The following is a 20,618-nucleotide window of genomic DNA, read 5'->3' on the forward strand; positions in this document are numbered from 1 at the left end:
CCTCTTTGCAACGGCTGGGATCAATAAAAAATCCATGCTGAGTTGTCATAGGGTAGTCCTTAAACCTTCTCGATCTCGACCAGATTGGTATGCTGTGGATTGCCTTTTGCCAGAGGAGACGGGCGCTGAGTGGTCAAGGTGTTGACGCAGGCGCCATGGTCAATCTTATCGCCGGCCATATTGGCATCGTGCCATGCGCCCTGGCCCATTGCGCTTACGCCGGGCAGGATCCGCGGCGTCACTTTCGCAGGGATGCGCAGTTCACCGCGATCGTTAAAGACCCGCACCATATCGCCATTTGCAATCCCCCGTTTTTGGGCATCGACCGGGTTTATCCACACTTCCTGACGGCAGGACGCCTGGAGAACATCAATATTGCCGTAGCTGGAGTGCGTACGGGATTTGTAGTGGAAGCCAAACATTTGCAGTGGGAAAGAACTGCGTTTTGGGTCATCCCATCCTTCAAACGTTGAGGCGTAAACGGGAAGCGGGCTAATCACTTCATCTTTTTGCAACTCCCAGGTGTTGGCAATCTTCGCCAGTCGGCTGGAGTAAATTTCAATCTTACCCGACGGTGTTTTAAGCGGATTGGCCTGCGGATCGTCGCGGAATTTTTTATAGGCGACAAAGTGCCCGTTTGGATCTTTGCGTTTATAGATCCCCATTTTTTTCAGCTCGTCATAAGAAGGGAGAGCGGGGTCCTTAGCCAGCATTTTCGCGTACAGATACTGAAGCCATTGCTCCTGGGTACGACCTTCCGTAAACCGTTGATACACATCATTGCCAAGACGCTTTGCAACTTCACTCATTATCCAGTAAATCGGTTTGCGCTCGAACTTAGGCGACGTCGCAGGTTGGATAAAAATGAGATACCCCATGTTGCCCGCGTAGTCGTTAGGAATGATGTCTTCCTGTTCAACGGTCATTAAATCAGGCAGCAGAATATCGGCATATTTGGCTGAAGAAGTCATGAAGTTTTCAATGACAACTATCATTTCGCATTTCGTGTCGTCCTGAAGGATCTCATGCGTTTTATTGATATCTGAGTGCTGATTGGTGATGGTATTGCCCGCGTAGTTCCAGATAAATTTAATCGGCACGTCGAGCTTATCTTTTCCGCGTACGCCATCGCGGGTAGCGGTCATTTCCTGACCCCGGGCGATTGCGTCCGTCCAGCTAAAACAGGATATCTGGGTTTTGATGGGGTTCTCTGGTAGCGGCATACGTTCAATCGTGATGGTGTAGGTTGATTCTCGTGCACCACTATTGCCGCCGTTGATGCCGACGTTGCCGGTGAGGATTGGCAACATGGCGATTGCGCGTGAGGTCAGTTCACCGTTAGCCTGACGTTGCGGCCCCCAACCCTGACAAATATATGCCGGTTTTGTACTGCCGATTTCCCGTGCCAGTTTAATAATGCGTTCGGCTGGGATCCCGGTGACATGTGAAGCCCATTGCGGAGTTTTGGCAATACCGTCATCACCGTTGCCCAGAATATAGGCTTTGTAGTGCCCGTTAGCCGGCGCGTCGGCGGGCAGGGTTTTTTCGTCATAACCAACGCAGTACGTGTCAAGGAATGCCTGGTCGACGAGATCTTCGTTAATCAGGACCCAGGCGATTCCCGCCACTAACGCGGCATCGGTTCCCGGACGAATAGGGATCCACTCATCTTCACGACCCGCAGCGGTATCAGTATATCGCGGGTCAATGACGATCATCCGGGCATTAGAGCGCTCCCGGGCCTGTTCAAGGAAATAAGTTATTCCGCCGCCGCTCATACGCGTTTCGGCAGGGTTATTGCCGAACATCACCACCAGCTTCGTGTTTTCGATATCGGAAGTGCTGTTGCCTTCGTTAGAACCGTAGGTGTAAGGCATTGCCGCCGCGATTTGCGCGGTACTGTAGGTGCCGTAATGGCTCAGGAAACCGCCATAGCAGTTCATCAGGCGAGCCACCAGCGAGGCATAAGGTGAGGAGCGAGTAATGTTGCCGCCTACAATGCCAGAGGTGTAGTTGATATACACGGCCTCGTTACCGTATTTGTGCACGGTATTTTTCAAACTGGCACTGATGGTATCCAGCGCTTCCTGCCAGGTTATGCGCTCGAATTTCCCTTCACCGCGTTTGCCCACGCGCTTCATTGGGTAATTCAGGCGATCCGGATGATTGATCCGTCGACGAATTGAGCGCCCACGCAAACAGGCGCGAACCTGGTGTTGACCGTAAATGTCGTCTCCGGTCGTATCGGACTCCACCCATACGACTTCGTCATCTTTGACGTGGAGTTGAAGGGCACAACGGCTGCCGCAGTTCACCGAACAAGCACCCCAAACCACTTTTTCTTCAGCAGGTTGTAGCGCCTGTTGTACCGCAGCGGCTGCAGTGCGCATTCCGAAAGGTAACGACAGCCCACCTGCAGCAAGCGCCAGCGAACCGATTGCCGAGGATTTCACTAACGTCCTGCGGCTGATGCCTCCATATTGCTCAGTTTCAGACATAACTCACTCCATTATAGTTATCGCTATATATTAATTTCTATAACGAAATTAATAGCATGCTAATAATGGTTTGAGTTTACCTGGTTATGAGTATGTCATATTAATGCATATCAAACTGGAGTGACCCTCCGCGCACGGAGGGTGTAATTTATTGCGGTTCGGCGACGTGTCCATCCTGTGCTGGGGTGCTATTGGCAGGGGCGTTGCCACTGTTGGTACGGGTATAGAGAATTTTGTGTGTGTCGTTTGCACAATGGCCCACGACCAGTGAATCAGGCTGATCGGCCTGATCGTTGGGGACAATGTTCAGCGTAAAGCTGGATTCAGCCACGCCGTTATTAATGATGCGCTGTTCGATATCGCTTTTCACGCGTTCACATGACGCCGGTGCCGCCAGAACCTGCGGGGACGCGACTACCAGTAAGAGCGCGGCAATTCCTGTTATGTATTTCATCATCAGCTCCTTTATTATCGACATAGACTAAGATTAGCATTTCTGGTGTAAATAACTGTATTTGCTAATATGATTGAGAATTATCTTCTTATCCCGGTGAAAAATGTGAAGAAACAGACCCTGTTAGGATTCCTGTGTGTCGTGCTGGTCGGGTGTGATAACGCCAAAGGCCTGGATTCCTTTACGCCGGAAATGGCCAGTTTTTCCAATGAATTTGATTTCGATCCTCTGCGCGGGCCGGTAAAAGATTTCAGCCAGACGCTGCTTAATGACAAAGGTGAAGTCACCAAACGCGTTGTCGGTACGCTCTCACAGGAAGGGTGCTTCGATACGCTTGAGTTGCATGATATCGAAAACAATACCGGTATGGCGCTGGTCCTGGATGCTAACTATTATCGGGATGCCGAAACGCTGGAAAAACGGATCCGCTTACAGGGTAAATGCCAGTTAGCAGAGCTGCCTGCGGCGGGTGTGGTGTGGGATACCGACGATAACGGTTTCGTTGTTTCTGCCACGGGAAAAGAGATGAAAGTGAAATATCGCTATGATGCGGAAGGCTACCCGTTGGGCAAAACAACCGTCAATAAGGACAATACCTTGCAGGTTGATGCCAAACCGTCGGTCGACCCGTTGAAGAAACTGGATTACACCGCAGTGAGCCTGCTCAACGATCATCCGTTAGGTAATGTCAAACAAACGTGCAAGTACGATGACTATGCTAATCCTGTCAACTGCCGGCTCGTTATCGTTGACGAGAGCGTGAAGCCGGCAGTTGAACATCATTACTCAATTGAAAACACTATCGATTACTACTAATCGCCTTTACTGAGCGGTAGGTTGCAACAGGTTAGGACCTGACGTTTTATGTTCTGCCAGATACTGCTGCTGGAAGATGCACATGCGGATAGTGTTGCGGTATTGGCCGTTGATAAAGAATTCATGAATCAGCTCACCTTCGACCATAAAGCCGAGTTTACGATAGATATGGATGGCTTTTTCGTTCTCTTTATCAACGATCAGATACAGCTTATATAAGTTGAGTACGGTAAAGCCGTAATCCATTGCCAGCTTTGCCGCGCGCGTTGCCAGACCTTTGCCCTGATAGTCAGGCGAAATAATGATCTGGAATTCGGCCCGACGGTGCACATGGTTAATTTCAACCAGCTCCACCAGACCGGCTTTTTCACCGTCACACTCCACCACGAAGCGACGTTCGCTTTGGTCGTGAATATGCTTGTCGTACAGGTCTGACAGCTCAACAAACGCTTCGTAAGGTTCTTCAAACCAGTAACGCATTACGCTGGCGTTATTATCAAGCTGATGGACGAATCGTAAATCTTCACGCTCCAGCGGGCGCAACTTAACACTGAGGGCGCTAGTCATATCGTATCCTTTCAATATCCTTCAAAGTGCAATGATTATGGGGCAACGGTGCGGCCAGTACGGCGGTCAAGGCAGCGCAGGGTGTTGGGTTCCCAGTACGCATTAATATTAGCGCTCTGTTCGCACTTATCACGGCTATCGAACGCCGCGTCGGTTTTGTCCCACTCTTTCTCTACACGTTTATTAACTTTCTGGCGTAGCTGACGCGTATCGTTCCATTGTTCCTTTTCCATTGCTGCCTGTTGACGACTTTGCGCACTGTCTCCGGATTCAATGATCAGTTTACTGGTTTCAGCGAATGCGGAAGAGGTGTACACAGCCGCAGCCAGCGTCAGCATAGCCGTCAGGCACAGGCGTTTGGTCAGTGTAATTTTCATGGCGAATTCCTTTTATGGGAAAGGGAAAAAACGATAAAACAGGGTTAAATTCTACACTATTCCGGCTTCCGGGCATACCCACTCAGCGGATATGGATACGCTGGTAATATTCTGTCGTATCATGCTTAAACCTAAGGTAACTGAATAACATCAATGCTTAAGACTACTTTGCTTTTTTTCGTCACCGCATTATGCGAAATCATTGGCTGCTTTTTACCCTGGCTCTGGCTTAAGCGAGGGGCTACGGCCTGGCTACTGATACCCGCCGGGGTGTCACTGGCGTTATTCGTCTGGTTGCTGACGCTGCATCCGGCAGCAAGCGGACGTGTTTATGCAGCCTATGGCGGGGTGTACGTGGTGACCGCGCTGCTATGGCTACGCATTGTCGATGGCGTAAAATTGAGCCTGTATGACTGGTCAGGCACGGTGGTGGCGCTGTGCGGCATGCTGATCATTGTGGCTGGATGGGGGCGCGCATAGCGCCTTTTTTGTGATCAATCAGCGCTTTTTTGATCATTATACTTGTATGGTAGTAGCTCAGTTGGGTAAATTTCCTGCATCACAAGAACAGATGTAAGGGATAAAAAATGAAGATTGTTGGGGCTGAAGTGTTTGTCACCTGTCCGGGGCGTAATTTTGTAACGTTGAAAATTACGACAGAAGATGGCATCACCGGACTGGGAGATGCCACATTAAACGGACGCGAGTTGTCCGTGGCGTCCTATCTGAAAGATCATGTTTGCCCGCAGCTAATTGGCCGGGATGCACACCGAATCGAGGACATCTGGCAGTTCTTCTACAAAGGCGCGTACTGGCGTCGTGGTCCGGTCACCATGTCGGCGATTTCCGCAGTGGATATGGCGCTATGGGACATCAAAGCGAAAGCGGCAAATATGCCATTGTACCAGCTGCTCGGCGGTGCTTCTCGTGAAGGGGTTATGGTCTACTGTCACACTACAGGCCATACCGTTGATGACGTACTCGAAGACTATGCGCGTCATAAAGAGATGGGCTTTAAAGCCATTCGCGTACAGTGTGGCGTACCTGGCATGAAAACCACTTACGGCATGTCTAAAGGAAAAGGACAGGCCTATGAACCGGCCACCAAAGGGCAATGGCCGGAAGAGCAGTTGTGGTCAACGGAGAAATACCTGGATTTCACGCCAAAACTGTTTGCTGCCGTACGCGATAAGTTTGGTTTCAACGAACATCTTCTGCACGATATGCACCACCGTCTGACGCCTATTGAAGCGGCCCGTTTCGGCAAAAGCATTGAGCAATACCGTCTGTTCTGGATGGAAGACCCAACCCCGGCTGAAAACCAGGAGTGCTTCCGCCTGATCCGCCAGCATACGGTCACACCGATTGCGGTAGGGGAAGTGTTCAACAGTATCTGGGACTGTAAACAGCTGATTGAAGAACAACTGATCGACTATATCCGTACCACCATCACCCATGCGGGTGGTATCACCGGTATGCGCCGGATTGCCGATTTCGCCTCGCTGTATCAGGTACGTACCGGTTCACATGGGCCTTCCGATTTGTCACCAGTATGCATGGCCGCCGCGCTGCACTTTGATTTGTGGGTGCCGAACTTTGGCGTACAGGAATATATGGGATATTCCGAGCAGATGCTGGAAGTGTTCCCACATAACTGGACCTTTGATAACGGCTATATGCACCCAGGAGACAAACCCGGTCTTGGGATCGAGTTTGACGAAAAACTGGCGGCGAAATATCCGTATGATCCTGCGTATCTGCCCGTTGCTCGCCTGGAAGATGGCACATTGTGGAACTGGTAAATATACATTTTACGTACGAAAGATGTTGATTAACCCAATACCCTACAGAAGGTTAAACTTATGGTTAGTTCAGTCGATATTAAAAATAACGTAGATAATAAGCCCATTATTCGTCGAGTGGCTTCAGCATCCGCAATTGGTACTGCTGCTGAGTATTATGATTTTTTTGCATACGGGACAGCAGCTGTACTCTTTTTTGGTCATCTATTTTTCCCAAGTGACGATCCGTTAATAAGTACTCTCGCTGCTTTTGCAACCTATGCTGTTGGTTTCCTCGCAAGACCATTAGGAGGAATTGTCTTTGGCCATATTGGCGATAAGGTTGGGCGTAAAAAAGCACTGGTTATTACTATATTAATTGTTGGTTTGGGGACGTTCTGTATAGGGTTATTACCTACATATGAGAAAATAGGTGTCTGGGCTCCAGCTTTACTTATTTTTATTCGTGTATTACAGGGATTTGGCGTTGGAGGCGAGCAAGCCGGTGCAGTACTGATGACGGCTGAATATTCTGAACCCAAACATCGTGGATTTTTTTCCAGTTGGGTTCAAATCGGTGCCCCGGTTGGTTTCCTTCTGCCGTTAGCGCTCTTTGCGCTGTTAAATGCCACACTTTCTCCAGAGGCAATGATGGATTACGGGTGGCGTATACCGTTCCTGTTGAGTCTGTTACTGGTTATTGTTGGGCTGTTTATCCGCTTAAAAATTGATGAATCACCGGTCTTTGCTCAGATTAGGGAGACAAAAGCAGAAGAATCACGTCCATTAGTTGAAGTTATCCGCGATTTTCCTGGCATTGTTGTTAAGGGGGTCTGCGCGAAACTGATTGAAGCTTGTACATTTGCAATGTTCACAGTGATTGTTTTGGCTTACGGTAAGGCAAACAATCTTGATGCTAATATTTTGATGGAGACAATGATCGTTGCGGTCATAATAGAAATCATTGCAATACCGTTGATGGGGTCGCTATGCGATAAAATTGGACGTAAACCAGTCTATATTATCGGTGCGCTGCTGCAGGTCGTTATGATTATTCCTTTCTTCCTTGCGATTAATCAGGATAGTTTTTGGCTTACACAAATAGTAATGATCCTGGTGCTGAGTGTTGGGCATAGTATGTGTTATGCACCTCAGGCTTCTTATTTTCCGGAGCTTTTCCCAACTCATATTCGCTGTAGCGGAATAGCATTAATTTGGCAACTGGGGTCGCTAATAGGCAGTGGCATTCTTGGCTTGGTGGCAGTAAAAATTCTGCAAGTAACCGGTGGACATTACTATGGACTTGCAACCTATGTGATTGTACTTGGAGTTATCTCAATTATAGGTTTGTTGATGATGCCGGAAACCGCTCCGCAAAGACTTAAGCGTGAATACCAGCAGTGGCAGAAACATTAATATCCTTTGGCGGCAGTATGCCGCCAAATTCACTGACTTTGGTACATAACTAAACAAATGATGTCATACCAATCATAAAAAGCTTAATGCAAATCAAAACATACAACCATACAGGCGTTACTCTGAGACAGTCCTGATTCCATTGATAAGTAGGCCATACCATGCAAAACAAGCTCCTGGCAGCAAAGGCTGTGCTTCCCGACTACGATCGTACAAAACTGGTTCCGCGTATTGTCCATCTGGGTTTTGGCGCGTTTCACCGCGCACATCAGGGGGTTTACGCTGATATTCTGGCTGCAGAACACGACAGTGACTGGGGTTATTGCGAAGTGAACCTGATTGGCGGTGAGCAGCAGATTGCCGATCTCAAACAGCAAGATAATCTGTATACCGTTGCAGAAATGTCTGCGGATGCCTGGACTGCAAGAGTCGTGGGCGTGGTGAAAAATGCCCTGCATGCGCAGGTTGATGGTCTGGAAAGCGTACTGGCCGCGATGTGCGAACCGCAGGTTGCGATCGTTTCCCTGACCATCACCGAGAAAGGATATTGCCACTCTCCGGCGACCGGTCAATTGATGTTAGACAACCCAATGATTGCCGCCGATCTGCAAAACCCTACACAACCAAAAACTGCGCCTGGCGTTGTTGTTGAAGCCCTGGCACGTCGCAAAGCTGCGGGTTTAGGCGCCTTTACCGTGATGTCTTGCGACAACATGCCAGAAAACGGTCATGTGATGCGCAATGTTGTCACTGCGTATGCCCGGGCGGTAGATGCTGATCTGGCTGCGTGGATTGAACAACATGTGACATTCCCTTCAACAATGGTTGACCGCATCGTCCCGGCGGTTACCCAGGATACGCTGGACAAAATTGAACGCATCACCGGCGTTCGCGACCCGGCAGGCGTGGCATGCGAACCGTTCCGTCAGTGGGTTATTGAAGATAACTTTGTCGCCGGTCGCCCTGAATGGGAGAAGGCTGGCGCGGAGCTGGTCGCTGATGTTATTCCGTTTGAAGAGATGAAACTGCGTATGCTTAACGGCAGTCACTCTTTTCTTGCTTATCTTGGCTATCTGGCTGGGTATCAGCACATTAACGACTGTATGGGCGATGAAAACTATCGTCTTGCCGCCCGCGCGCTGATGCTGCAGGAACAAGCGCCAACCCTGAAAGTTAAGGGCGTGGATCTACAGCACTATGCCGATCTGTTAATTGAGCGCTACAGCAACCCGGCACTGCGTCATCGTACCTGGCAGATTGCTATGGATGGCAGTCAAAAATTGCCGCAGCGTATGCTTGATTCCGTTCGCTGGCACATTGTACACGGTAGCTGCTTTGAGTTACTGGCCCTGGGCGTGGCAGGCTGGATGCGCTACGTCGGCGGTGTGGATGAACAGGGCCAGGCGATTGAAATTAGCGATCCACTGTTGCCGGTGATCCAGAATGCAGTGCGTAGCAGTAACGAAGGTGAAGAGCGCGTTCAGGCGCTGCTGGCTATCGATGCTATATTTGGGCGTGAACTGCCGCAGGTTGAACGGTTCAAAAACCAGGTCACACAAGCGTATCTTGCTTTACTGGCAGAAGGGGCGAAGGCAACGGTTGCGAAGTATGCTGCAAAACTGAAGTAAAGAAGAACACCTTTCAGGTCGCCATCTGGCTGTAAACGGGCCAGATGGCGCATTGTTTTCTGGCATTCACACCAATTAGTTCATGCCCAAACGAATCAGTTCGAGGGGGGCATATTTACCTTCACACCCTTCGATTTCCACTGTTTTTCCGCGGCGAATTTGCTCAGCGGTCAGGCCATCGGTATCTATCGCTGTAATGCGGCCTGTGAGTCCGGAGTCGCTAATCATGACGCGGCTGCCAGTGGTGATTGCGTTGCGGTTACGATCGTATGTTTTCATGGTGTTTTCTCCTTTCCAACTTACCGTCAAAGCCCGTGGGCTTTTAGTCCCACGTAACGGGCGCAATATAAATACGCTTCTCGTTAATGATTTTTTTTGTTTTCGATCAAAATCACAGCTTTTTTTATGCAGATGTGCGGGAGAGGGAAACATACAGGAGAAACTCACCTCGATGTGAGGTGAGTGTGGTATTAATCTTCGCTGAACCAGTCGCTATTTTCCTGACGGATCAACTGAACGGACTCACCAATTTCCTGGAGGTGCAGCATCATTGCACGCTCAACGGCATCGCCATCATGTTTCTCAAGTGCGGCAAAGATATCGTGATGCTGACGCAGCAGCATTTCTGGCGGGGAAATATGATCCAGGCTCATATAACGAACGCGGTCGATCGTGGCCTTAATATTCTCGACGGTGTCCCAGGCAAGCTGGCACTCGGCGATGAGAGCCAGTTTCTGATGAAACTCGTCATCAAGCTGGAAGAAATCATTAATTTGCTTGCGGTCAATCGCAATGCGCTGCTGATGCAGGTTTTGCTCGAGCTGATAACACTGTTTATCGGTGATCAATGATGCGGCGCGGCGGACCACGGCACATTCAATTGCCTGGCGAACAAAACAGCCGTTTTGTACCTGCGACAGCGAAATTTTATTCACGTAGCTGCCACGCTGCGGACGGATCTGAATCAGGCCATTCTCTGCCAGTTTAATGAATGCTTCTCGTACCGGCTGGCGTGACACATTAAAGCGTACGGAAACCTCTTTCTCCGACAACGGGGTACCGGGCGCAATCAGACAATGCACGATATCACGACGAAGAATACGGTAAATCTGTTGATTTACTGGCTGTGTAGGGTTGAGCTGCGTTTCTACGGTCATTCATTCTTACTTTTTAGAGAGTTAACCCAGGTATTTTATCACTTATTTCAGGCTATCTATACCCGGCGCAAGGCCGGGCAGAGAAATTAGCCACGATGAATACTCAGTCCGGCAAAAGACTGTGCCACAGGCATCATTTCAAGGGTGTTAATGTTGACATGAGCGGGTAAAGACGCCACCCACCATACCGCTTCAGTGACATCTTGCGGGGTCAGCGCTGTGGTATTTTCGTAAGCTTTTTCAGCTTTAGCGTCATCGCCTTTGAAACGGACATTTGAGAACTCCGTACCGCCAACCAGACCCGGTTCAATGTCGGTGACGCGAATCGCAGTACCGTGTAAGTCAGTACGTAAATTCAGGCTAAACTGGCGAACAAACGCCTTGGTTGCACCATAGACGTTACCGCCAGCGTATGGCCAACTGCCCGCCGTAGAACCAATATTGATAATATGACCGCGGTTGCGCTCAACCATACCAGGCAGAACAGCACGGGTCATATAAACCAGGCCTTTGTTGTTGGTGTCGATCATATTTTCCCAGTCTTCAATGCTGGCTTTATGAGCAGGCTCAAGGCCCAGCGCCAGACCCGCGTTGTTGACCAGAATATCAATATTGCGCCATTCAGCAGGTAAGGCGTCCAGCATCTCTTCAATTGATGCACGATTACGTACGTCCAGTTGCGCAGTATAGAGACGGTCACCCAACTCATCTTTGAGTTCCTGCAGGCGCTCCTGGCGGCGTCCGGTGGCAATAACTTTATGCCCATTCTCAATAAAACGACGCGTAATGCACTCACCAAAACCTGCGGTTGCTCCGGTTACTAAAACGATCATCTCACTGTTCCTCAACGCTTTTTATGTAGTACTACCATAGCACGTCACTTCCGTTCAGAGCTATTGCTGCTTAACACGATTGCGGTCGATTCGTGGGAAGTCTACTCTGGTAAACAAATCGTTTTCAGGAGTGAAAGATGTCGTTAACGAATCCTTTTTTACACCACAGCACATTACCTTATCAGGCGCCGCAGTTTGATCAGATTGACGTGCAACATTATCGTCCTGCGTTCGATGAAGGTGTGCGGCAAAAGCGCGCAGAGATCGAAGGGATTGTGCAAAACCCGCAGCGCCCTGATTTTGCGAATACTTTACTGGCGCTTGAGCAAAGTGGCGCGCTGCTCACGCGGGTGACCAGCGTTTTCTTCGCGATGACGGCGGCGCACACCAACGATGAACTACAACGCCTTGACGAAGAGTTTTCCGCAGAGTTGGCGAGCCTTGCCAATGATATCTATCTCAACAGTGCGCTTTTCGCCCGCGTCGAAAACGTCTGGCAACGGCGCAGTTCCTCAGGACTGGATAGCGAATCAATACGCCTGCTGGAAGTCGCCTACCAGCGTTTTGTATTGGCCGGCGCCTGTCTGAATGAGACGGATAAAGCCCGCCTTAAAGCGCTTAATACGGAGTCAGCCACGCTGACCAGCCAGTTTAATCAACGCCTGCTGGCGGCGAACAAGTCTGGTGCTATGGTGGTGGATGATGTCCGGCATCTGGACGGGCTCAGCACAGAGGAAATTGCTGTTGCCGCCGAAACTGCAAGGGAAAAAGGGCTTGAAGCGCGTTGGGTTATCCCGTTATTAAACACCACTCAGCAGCCAGCGCTTGCGGTATTACGCGATCGTCAGACCCGTGAAAATCTGTTCACCCGCGCATGGACACGGGCTGAAAACAATGATGCTAACGACACTCGGGCTATTATTCAGCGACTGGTGGAGATCCGGATGCAGCAGGCGAAACTGCTCGGTTTTGCTAATTACGCTGCATGGAAAATTGCCGACCAGATGGCAAAAACGCCGGAAGCGGCACTGACATTCATGCGGTCTATTGTTCCGGCCGCGCGAGCGCGAGCGTTAGATGAGCAGGCTGAAATCCAGAAAGTTATCTTTCAGCAAGACGGGCAGTTTAGCGCCGAGGCCTGGGACTGGTCGTTTTATGCCGAGCAGGTCCGTCGTGAGAAATATGCCCTTGATGAGGCTCAGCTCAAACCTTATTTTTCCCTGGATTCGGTACTGAACGAGGGCGTTTTCTGGACGGCCAATCAGCTCTATGGCATCAAATTCGTGGAGCGATTCGACATTCCTGTTTATCACCCGGATGTACGGGTATGGGAAATATTCGATCATGATGGCATAGGGTTGGCGTTATTTTACGGTGATTTCTTTGCCCGGGAATCAAAAAGCGGTGGAGCCTGGATGGGTAATTTTGTTGAGCAATCGCTACTTAACGAAACCAGACCGGTTATTTACAACGTCTGTAATTATCAAAAACCTGCAAAAGAGCAGCCCGCGTTACTGCTGTGGGATGATGTTATTACGTTATTTCATGAGTTTGGACATACGTTGCACGGTCTGTTTGCCACTCAGCGTTATGCCACACTTTCAGGAACCAATACTCCGCGGGATTTTGTCGAGTTCCCTTCGCAGATCAACGAGCACTGGGCGAGTCATCCGCAGGTCTTTGCCCGTTTTGCCCGGCATGTCGATACCGGGGAGCAAATGCCGCAGGCATTGCGAGATAAAATGCAGCAGGCAAGTCTGTTTAACAAAGGTTACGACATGACTGAACTGCTCAGCGCCGCATTGCTGGATATGCGCTGGCACTCTCTGGAAATGAGCGACGCATCTCATCCGGTCGATCAATTTGAACAGCAGGCGCTGGTGGCAGAAGGGTTGGATCTCAAGGCCGTGCCGCCACGTTATCGCAGTAGTTATTTTGCCCATATTTTCGGCGGCGGCTATGCCGCTGGTTATTACGCCTACCTGTGGACGCAAATGCTGGCCGACGACGGCTATCAGTGGTTTGTAGAGCAGGGCGGATTAACCCGGGAAAACGGGCAGAAATTCCGCGATGCGATTTTGTCGCGCGGGAATAGCACTGATTTAGCTGTGCTTTATCGCCACTGGAGCGGACGCGATCCCCAAATGGAGCCGATGCTCAAACATCGTGGTTTGAGCGCGTAAGGTTTGTTTAGATGACGAGAAGAACCGGGCGTGATGCCCGGTTTTTTATCTTGTGTTCATCGTTCCAATTGATAACGCTTATTCTCATTTTAACTATGCTGTCCGAGTTGTATATTGTTTTGCTTGATATGTTTTCGTTTCATTAAATATGAAACAAGGAAAGGGGTGGTTAATATATCTCATTGATATTTAATGGTTAAGTGTGAGTTTCAATCATCTTGCGACCTATAATGAAGGAGTCGTTAATTTGTTGTCTAATAACTACTATTAAAAAATTTACATAAATTTTCTTTTTTGTCGTTAAGATAATTATATCTTAGACGCTCGAACAGGGAGGGAGGTCGTGATGATGAAAAATACGGCGGAAATAGATGCGATTTTGCTAGCATTGAACAAGTCCATTGATGCTCACTATAAATGGATGGTGAAAATGTTCCGCTGCGTTGTGTCCTCCGATGTCACTCAGCCGGATATTGTAGGTGACAACTCTCATTTTGTTTGTCAATTTGGACAGTGGCTTAATTATCATCCATTGCACAATGAGGATGATTGTAGTTATGTAAGTAAGATAAATGCAGCCCATGAAAAGATGCATTTATTAGGAAAGGAGTTGCTATTGGCAATAGTGGAGAATCGTAGCCATTCATGGCATTTCGACAGCTTCCAGGACGCGTTACTGGCATTTACGTCTGCTGTAATGGACTACAAAATATATTTACTGAACATCCGCAGTAATATCGATGTATTAACAGGCTTACCCGGCAGAAGAATGCTCGATGAGTCTTTTGACCAGCAGTTACTCGATGCCGAGCCGCTTAACCTCTATATCTTGTTGCTGGACATCGACCGTTTTAAGCACATTAACGATACTTATGGTCACCTGGTGGGGGACGTGGTACTACGCGCTCTGGCATCAAATTTGTTGTCATGGACACGATATGATGAGGTGGCTTACCGCTACGGTGGTGAAGAGTTTATTATCATCATCCGCACAAAAACGGATGAACAGGCTGGCCAGGCAGGTTTGCGATTGTGTCAGCTTATTGGCCAGAAAAAAATACCCTATGCTGATGGAGAGATCGGAATCACGGTAACGGCTGGAATAACACGAGTTCAACAGGGAGAAGCGCTGGATACCGCTCTTGGTCGGGCTGATAACGCGATGTATCAAGGAAAACAGGCCGGCAGGAATCGCTGTATGTTCATGGATGAACGCGAGCGGATCACTCTGGTTGACGCCAGTGATGAGATCTCATACCCCTTGAGCGCGTGAGATTTGCGAACACCGTTTCAAGGTAGTTGCGTTTCGTTTAACTTTCATTGGGGTTGTCGATGATAGATTAGCCAAATATCCGTTATCTTCGCAGGGAATTGCCAGATAGCGTATAAAAGCAAAACACAAATCTATCCATGCAAGCATTCACCGCTGGTTTATCCGGCGGTTTTTTTTATCTGTAAACCAGGGAAAAAGTGCCAGGAGGGCGATTCAGGTAAAAAAAAATGGCCCCTTGTGCAGTTACGCTACAAGGGGCCGGGTCGGTGCAGGACTATCTCCGTTCATCAATCATCCCATCTGTGGCTAAAATACGCGGCCAGGAAACCGGAAAATAAAATAATTCCCAGAACAGCCATAAAAATATTCATATTACCCAGCATAGTAAATGCTCCTTTATCTGTGAGTTTCCTCTCTTACCTTAAGTTCACCTCGCTTATGACTATAGTAGCAATTCAATCTTAAACAAAGGCTGAACTGTGTGATTATTTTGGCTGAAAAGTAAAATTTTGACGTGATGGCGTCGGGAAAAATAAATAATAGTGACGAGACACATTTATCTGCAGGCAAATAACCCTGCTTTTCAACCCGGAGACGCCGTTATCACGGTGTGCTGCAGACACAGACTGTTGCACGTTTATAATGCAGAGTTGTCTCATGGTGGTTCAATTTTTCGTTTGATTAATCCTTCTGGTGGGGGATTTTAATACTAATTTTTGTACATGACGCGCTAATTTATTGATTTTATGTGATGTTTTAATATCTGGCATCGTTTTTGCCTTATCACTTCTGAATACCCTTAATTTGCACCGTTTTGTCTGCCCGGCTGCACCGGAGCTTTCAGCAAGTCTAATTTCAGGAGTGAAACTATGCAGCGTCGTACATTTTTAAAAGCTTTTGCGCTTTCCGCCTCTGTAGTAGCAATGGGAATGAGTTTTAGCGTTCAGGCAGCCGACACCATTAAAGTTGGCATCATGCATTCGTTATCCGGCACGATGGCTATTTCCGAAACGCCGCTGAAAGATGTGGCGTTGATGACCATTGATGAAATCAATGCGAAGGGTGGTGTGTTGGGTAAAAAGCTGGAGCCTGTAGTGGTTGACCCGGCCTCGAACTGGCCGTTATTTGCTGAAAAAGCACGTCAGTTGCTGAGTCAGGATAAGGTGGCGGTGGTTTTCGGCTGCTGGACATCGGTTTCGCGTAAATCTGTTTTACCGGTGTTTGAAGAATTAAACGGTCTGCTGTTTTACCCGGTGCAATATGAAGGTGAGGAGATGTCGCCTAACGTCTTCTATACCGGCGCGGCGCCTAACCAACAGGCGATCCCGGCGGTTGAGTACCTGATGAGTGAGGACGGCGGCAGCGCTAAGCGCTTCTACCTGCTGGGTACGGACTATGTCTATCCGCGTACGACTAACAAAATTTTACGCGCCTTTTTGCATTCGAAAGGCGTTGCCGATAAAGACATCGAAGAGGTGTATACCCCATTCGGACACAGCGATTACCAGACCATTGTCGCCAGTATTAAAAAATTCGCCGCAGGGGGGAAAACGGCGGTGGTATCAACCATCAACGGGGATTCTAACGTTCCATTCTATAAAGAGTTAGCGAACCAGGGGCTGAAAGCCACCGATGTTCCGGTGGTGGCATTCTCCGTGGGTGAGGAGGAATTACGAGGAATTGATACCAAACCGCTGGTGGGCAACCTTGCTGCGTGGAACTACTTTGAGTCCGTAGATAATGCGGCCAATAAAAAGTTCGTCGCGGATTACCGGGCGTATGCCAAAGCCCATAAGCTACCAAATGCGGATTCGGTGGTAACGAACGATCCTATGGAAGCCACCTGGGTAGGCCTGCATATGTGGGCGCAAGCGGTAGAAAAAGCCGGAACTACCGATGTGGATAAAGTTCGCGCCGCTATGGCGGGGCAATCATTCGCTGCGCCATCAGGTTTTACCCTGACCATGGATGCAACCAACCATCACCTGCATAAACCCGTCATGATTGGCGAGATTGAAGGCAACGGCCAGTTTAACGTGGTGTGGCAAACCGATGAGCCGGTCCGCGCCCAGCCGTGGAGTCCGTACATCGCCGGTAATGATAAAAAATCTGACCAGCCCGTGAAAACCGCCAGCAACTGATCTTACGCCCTCCCGCGGGAGGGCAACGCTTTGGAGAACGCTTATGAAAGCTATGCGTTTTATTCGTGGTGTGCTGTTGCTGATGTGGTTTATGCCGTGGATAGCGCAGGCCGCAGATGCCGATACCTTTACCGCCGGCAGCCGAACTCAGCAGGCCGCCTTGCTTGAACAATGGGCGGTGAATCCAGACGTTCAGCGTATGCCGCTGCTTAGCGCGCTGCGAGATGAGAACCTGCTGACCGATGACGCGAAAAATGCGTTCATCGTGGACGACTCGCACGTACAGCCGTTAGGAGCCGCGGCATCTCAGTCCGGCGAGCTTAAAAAAGTCCGCCTGACTAACCGCCTGCGTAATCTGGTGGCCGGAACGTGGGCCGTTCATCAACTTTTAAGTGACAGTGTCACCATGAGAAAAGGGGCAGCACGTACATTACAACGTGAGGCACAGCCGGGCATGCTGCCGTTTTTGCAGCTACAACTGGCCCGGGAGCCAGATGCTGGCGTGAAATCCGCGCTGGAGATTGCACTGGCAAACCTGCAACTAACCAGCACCTTGCCAGAGGTCAGACGGCAGGCCGTCGAACTTCTCGGGGCGTCAAACGATCCTGAAACCCAGGCGCGCCTGCTGCCATTCACCCGGGCTGAACATGAACCTGATGCGCGCGTTCGTGCGGCCGCTGGCGAAAGCCTGAATTCCATCGCGCATCGCATGAAGGTTGGCGATCTTCTTGGACAGGCATTTATGGGGCTGTCGCTGGGCTCAATTTTGCTGTTGGCGGCACTGGGGCTGGCTATTACCTACGGGCTACTCGGCGTCATTAATATGGCGCATGGCGAGATGTTAATGCTTGGCGCTTACTGTACCTGGATGGTGCAACAGATTATCGGCCAGTTTTTCCCGCAATGGTTGGCCTGGTATCCGGTTATTGCGCTTCCGGTCGCCTTTTTACTTACCGCGGCGGTGGGAATGCTGCTCGAGCGCGGGGTGATTCGCCATTTATACGGACGTCCACTCGAAACACTGCTGGCGACATGGGGGATCAGTCTGATGCTGATCCAGTTGGTGCGTATGACCTTCGGCGCGCAAAACCTTGAAGTCGCCAATCCGGCATGGCTTTCCGGCGGCATTCAGGTTTATGCCAATCTGATTTTGCCGTGGAACCGAATTGTGGTGCTTGGCTTTGCCATGCTGGTGCTGTTCTTCACCTGGCTGTTGTTGAATAAAACGCGTCTCGGGCTGCGCGTGCGTGCAGTGACGCAAAATCGCAATATGGCGGCCTGCTGCGGCGTACCTACCGGACGCGTCGATATGCTGGCTTTTGGTCTTGGTTCAGGGATTGCCGGGTTGGGGGGCGTCGCGCTCTCGCAATTAGGCAACGTAGGACCGGAACTGGGGCAAAGCTACATTATCGATTCGTTTCTGGTGGTGGTGCTGGGCGGTGTTGGGCAACTCGCCGGGAGTGTGGCCGCCGCGTTTGGGCTGGGGATCTTCAACAAAATTCTTGAGCCTCAGGTGGGGGCGGTTCTCGGCAAAATTATGATTCTGGTGCTGATTATTCTGTTTATTCAGAAACGTCCTCAAGGGCTGTTCGCGCTAAAAGGGAGGGTTATTGACTGATGACGATGCCAATGACATTGACGCTGGCGCGTAAAGCGCCGCGGGCGACACGCGTCCTGGGACTGTGCTTACTGCTCGCGTTGATTGTTCTGCCGTTTCTGGCGCTGTTACCTGCGGAACATCCGCTGGCCATATCGGTGTGGACGCTGACGCTGGCCGGAAAAATTCTCTGCTATGCCATTGTGGCGGTCGCGCTGGATCTGGTGTGGGGTTATGCGGGAATGCTTTCGCTGGGCCACGGTATCTTCTTTGCGCTTGGGGGCTATGCGATGGGAATGTACCTGATGCGTCAGGCCTCCGGCGAAGAGTTACCAGCCTTTATGTCGTTCCTGTCGTGGACCGAGCTGCCCTGGTTTTGGTGGGGGACGCAACACTTTATCTGGGCGATGCTGCTGGTTGTGCTGGTGCCGGGCCTGCTGGCCCTGGTATTTGGTTGGTTTGCCTTCCGTTCAAAAATCAAAGGGGTCTATTTTTCCATCATGACCCAGGCCCTGACTTTCGCCGGAATGCTGCTGTTTTTCCGTAACGAAACCGGCTTTGGAGGAAATAACGGTTTTACTGGCTTTACCACCATTCTGGGATTCCCTGTGACCGCGACCTCAACCCGTATTGCGCTGTTTCTGGCGACAGTCCTGCTGCTGGTACTGGCAATATGGCTGGGGATGGCGCTGGCCCGCAGTAAGTTTGGTCGTATTCTGACTGCCGTACGCGACGCCGAGAATCGTCTGATGTTTTGTGGATACGATCCAAAAGGTTTCAAGCTGCTGGTGTGGACGCTTTCCGCCGTGCTGTGCGGTCTGGCGGGTGCGCTGTATGTTCCACAGGTGGGAATCATTAACCCCAGCGAAATGTCGCCGACTAACTCGATTGAAGCGGCGATTTGGGTTGCGCTCGGCGGGCGTGGAACCCTGATCGGCCCGGTTTTTGGCGCCGTACTGGTGAATGGCGCTAAAAGCCTGTTTACCGTCATCATGCCGGAATACTGGCAGCTGTTTCTTGGCCTGATCTTTATCGGCGTTACGCTTTTTTTACCTCGCGGCGTGATTGGCCTGTTTCGCAAGGGAGACAAATAATGCAGCCAGATGAAGGACTTTTCACTCGCCAGATGCCTGGGGATCGGTTTCGCGACCAAACGGACCCCGTGTTACAGCTGGAAAAAATTAACGTAAATTTCGATGGATTTCAGGCGTTAACGGATCTCACGCTCAATATTGGCGTTGGGGAGTTGCGTTGCATCATTGGTCCCAACGGCGCCGGAAAAACGACGCTAATGGATGTCATTACCGGCAAAACCAGGCCGCAAAGCGGTCGTGCGATATACGATCAGTCAACCGACTTAACAACGCTGGATCCCATCGCCATTGCACGTCAGGGGATTGGGCGGAAATTTCAGAAGCCCACGGTATTTGAAGCGTTAACGGTGGAGGAGAACCTGGAGCTGGCGCTGAAAAGCGATAAATCTGTCTGGGGCTCTCTACGGGCGCGCCTAACAGGCGAACAGCGGGATCGTATTGATGAAATACTGGCGCTGTTGCGCCTGGGTAACGAGCGGGCCCGTCGCGCCGGGCTGCTTTCGCACGGGCAGAAACAATTTCTTGAAATTGGCATGCTGCTGGTTCAGGAACCTCATTTACTGCTGCTGGATGAGCCTGCTGCGGGTATGACGGATGCGGAGACGGAATACACGGCGGAGCTGTTTCGCCAGCTTGCCGGGAAGCACTCCCTGATGGTTGTTGAACACGATATGGGATTTGTCGAAACCATCGCCGATCGCGTCACGGTATTACATCAGGGACGTGTACTGGCTCAGGGGAGTCTGCGTGAAGTGCAGGCCAATGAGCAGGTTATTGAAGTTTATCTCGGACGTTAAGGGGTG

At 50.2% G+C, this 20,618-nt stretch carries 19 protein-coding genes; 11 read left to right on the plus strand and 8 right to left on the minus strand.

Going from position 1 to position 20,618, the window contains the following annotated elements; translation table 11 throughout:
* Window positions 1–59 precede the first annotated feature (59 nt).
* Both ynfE and OGV94_RS10635 read right to left on the minus strand, forming a co-directional pair.
* Window positions 60–2,498, minus strand: a complete 2,439-nt coding sequence (gene ynfE / locus OGV94_RS10630; protein WP_043016372.1) for a selenate/tellurate reductase subunit YnfE — start codon at window positions 2,496–2,498, stop codon at window positions 60–62.
* Window positions 2,499–2,646: 148 nt separating this feature from the next.
* On the minus strand, window positions 2,647–2,955 hold the full coding sequence (locus tag OGV94_RS10635; RefSeq protein WP_087050570.1) for a DUF1161 domain-containing protein: 309 nt from the start codon (window positions 2,953–2,955) through the stop codon (window positions 2,647–2,649).
* A 102-nt stretch (window positions 2,956–3,057) separates the two neighbouring features.
* On the opposite strand from OGV94_RS10635, the gene OGV94_RS10640 reads away from it, so the two are divergent.
* Complete coding sequence (locus OGV94_RS10640) at window positions 3,058–3,768, plus strand: YnfC family lipoprotein (protein ID WP_087053422.1); 711 nt, start codon at window positions 3,058–3,060, stop codon at window positions 3,766–3,768.
* Window positions 3,769–3,774: 6 nt separating this feature from the next.
* Here OGV94_RS10640 and speG read toward each other — a convergent pair whose 3' ends face one another.
* Window positions 3,775–4,335, minus strand: coding sequence for a spermidine N1-acetyltransferase (gene speG / locus OGV94_RS10645; RefSeq protein WP_043016370.1), 561 nt, complete (start codon window positions 4,333–4,335; stop codon window positions 3,775–3,777).
* A gap of 35 nt (window positions 4,336–4,370) precedes the next feature.
* Window positions 4,371–4,712: a DUF1283 family protein gene (locus OGV94_RS10650; protein ID WP_043016369.1), complete on the minus strand. Its 342-nt coding sequence runs from the start codon at window positions 4,710–4,712 to the stop codon at window positions 4,371–4,373.
* A 153-nt stretch (window positions 4,713–4,865) separates the two neighbouring features.
* On the opposite strand from OGV94_RS10650, the gene OGV94_RS10655 reads away from it, so the two are divergent.
* The 4 genes from OGV94_RS10655 to OGV94_RS10670 all read left to right on the plus strand — a co-directional run bounded on the left by OGV94_RS10655 (window position 4,866) and on the right by OGV94_RS10670 (window position 9,537).
* Window positions 4,866–5,192, plus strand: a complete 327-nt coding sequence (locus OGV94_RS10655) for a YnfA family protein (protein ID WP_286523299.1) — start codon at window positions 4,866–4,868, stop codon at window positions 5,190–5,192.
* Window positions 5,193–5,299: 107 nt separating this feature from the next.
* Window positions 5,300–6,514, plus strand: a complete 1,215-nt coding sequence (gene rspA / locus OGV94_RS10660) for a starvation-sensing protein RspA (RefSeq protein ID WP_043016367.1) — start codon at window positions 5,300–5,302, stop codon at window positions 6,512–6,514.
* Between the two features lie 60 nt (window positions 6,515–6,574).
* The gene (locus OGV94_RS10665; protein ID WP_051642672.1) at window positions 6,575–7,909 is read left to right on the plus strand and encodes an MFS transporter; all 1,335 of its coding nucleotides are present in this window, start codon (window positions 6,575–6,577) and stop codon (window positions 7,907–7,909) included.
* Window positions 7,910–8,070: 161 nt separating this feature from the next.
* Window positions 8,071–9,537 (plus strand): mannitol dehydrogenase family protein, encoded by a 1,467-nt coding sequence (locus OGV94_RS10670; protein WP_075146148.1) that lies wholly within the window; start codon window positions 8,071–8,073, stop codon window positions 9,535–9,537.
* Between the two features lie 75 nt (window positions 9,538–9,612).
* Here OGV94_RS10670 and ydfZ read toward each other — a convergent pair whose 3' ends face one another.
* The 3 genes from ydfZ to ydfG all read right to left on the minus strand — a co-directional run bounded on the left by ydfZ (window position 9,613) and on the right by ydfG (window position 11,527).
* Window positions 9,613–9,816: a putative selenium delivery protein YdfZ gene (ydfZ, locus tag OGV94_RS10675; RefSeq protein ID WP_005121144.1), complete on the minus strand. Its 204-nt coding sequence runs from the start codon at window positions 9,814–9,816 to the stop codon at window positions 9,613–9,615.
* 191 nt (window positions 9,817–10,007) lie between these two features.
* The gene (locus OGV94_RS10680; RefSeq protein WP_043016365.1) at window positions 10,008–10,694 is read right to left on the minus strand and encodes a GntR family transcriptional regulator; all 687 of its coding nucleotides are present in this window, start codon (window positions 10,692–10,694) and stop codon (window positions 10,008–10,010) included.
* An 86-nt stretch (window positions 10,695–10,780) separates the two neighbouring features.
* A complete protein-coding gene (gene ydfG / locus OGV94_RS10685; protein ID WP_043016364.1) occupies window positions 10,781–11,527 on the minus strand; it encodes a bifunctional NADP-dependent 3-hydroxy acid dehydrogenase/3-hydroxypropionate dehydrogenase YdfG in 747 nt (248 codons plus the stop codon).
* Window positions 11,528–11,664: 137 nt separating this feature from the next.
* Between ydfG and dcp the strand changes: the two genes are divergently transcribed.
* Both dcp and OGV94_RS10695 read left to right on the plus strand, forming a co-directional pair.
* Window positions 11,665–13,710, plus strand: a complete 2,046-nt coding sequence (gene dcp, locus OGV94_RS10690; RefSeq protein WP_286523301.1) for a peptidyl-dipeptidase Dcp — start codon at window positions 11,665–11,667, stop codon at window positions 13,708–13,710.
* Window positions 13,711–14,056: 346 nt separating this feature from the next.
* On the plus strand, window positions 14,057–14,983 hold the full coding sequence (locus OGV94_RS10695; protein WP_087050568.1) for a diguanylate cyclase: 927 nt from the start codon (window positions 14,057–14,059) through the stop codon (window positions 14,981–14,983).
* A 287-nt stretch (window positions 14,984–15,270) separates the two neighbouring features.
* On the opposite strand, the gene mgtS is transcribed toward OGV94_RS10695, so the two are convergent.
* On the minus strand, window positions 15,271–15,366 hold the full coding sequence (gene mgtS / locus OGV94_RS10700; RefSeq protein WP_003032406.1) for a protein MgtS: 96 nt from the start codon (window positions 15,364–15,366) through the stop codon (window positions 15,271–15,273).
* A gap of 486 nt (window positions 15,367–15,852) precedes the next feature.
* Here mgtS and urtA point away from each other — a divergent pair, with 486 nt between their 5' ends.
* From urtA to urtD, 4 genes are read left to right on the plus strand one after another with little or no spacing between them, the layout of a single operon-like run.
* Window positions 15,853–17,124: an urea ABC transporter substrate-binding protein gene (gene urtA / locus OGV94_RS10705; RefSeq protein ID WP_043016362.1), complete on the plus strand. Its 1,272-nt coding sequence runs from the start codon at window positions 15,853–15,855 to the stop codon at window positions 17,122–17,124.
* Between the two features lie 43 nt (window positions 17,125–17,167).
* A complete protein-coding gene (gene urtB / locus OGV94_RS10710) occupies window positions 17,168–18,742 on the plus strand; it encodes an urea ABC transporter permease subunit UrtB (RefSeq protein ID WP_286523304.1) in 1,575 nt (524 codons plus the stop codon).
* Window positions 18,742–19,815, plus strand: a complete 1,074-nt coding sequence (urtC, locus tag OGV94_RS10715; protein ID WP_181231418.1) for an urea ABC transporter permease subunit UrtC — start codon at window positions 18,742–18,744, stop codon at window positions 19,813–19,815. Before urtB ends, urtC begins: the two co-directional genes overlap by 1 nt.
* Window positions 19,815–20,612, plus strand: a complete 798-nt coding sequence (gene urtD, locus OGV94_RS10720) for an urea ABC transporter ATP-binding protein UrtD (RefSeq protein WP_043016359.1) — start codon at window positions 19,815–19,817, stop codon at window positions 20,610–20,612. The genes urtC and urtD overlap by 1 nt, the downstream gene beginning before the upstream one ends.
* The last annotated feature ends 6 nt before the right edge of the window (window positions 20,613–20,618 follow it).

It is taken from the genome of Citrobacter sp. Ce006, from assembly GCF_030336535.1.
GTDB lineage: Bacteria > Pseudomonadota > Gammaproteobacteria > Enterobacterales > Enterobacteriaceae > Citrobacter > Citrobacter europaeus.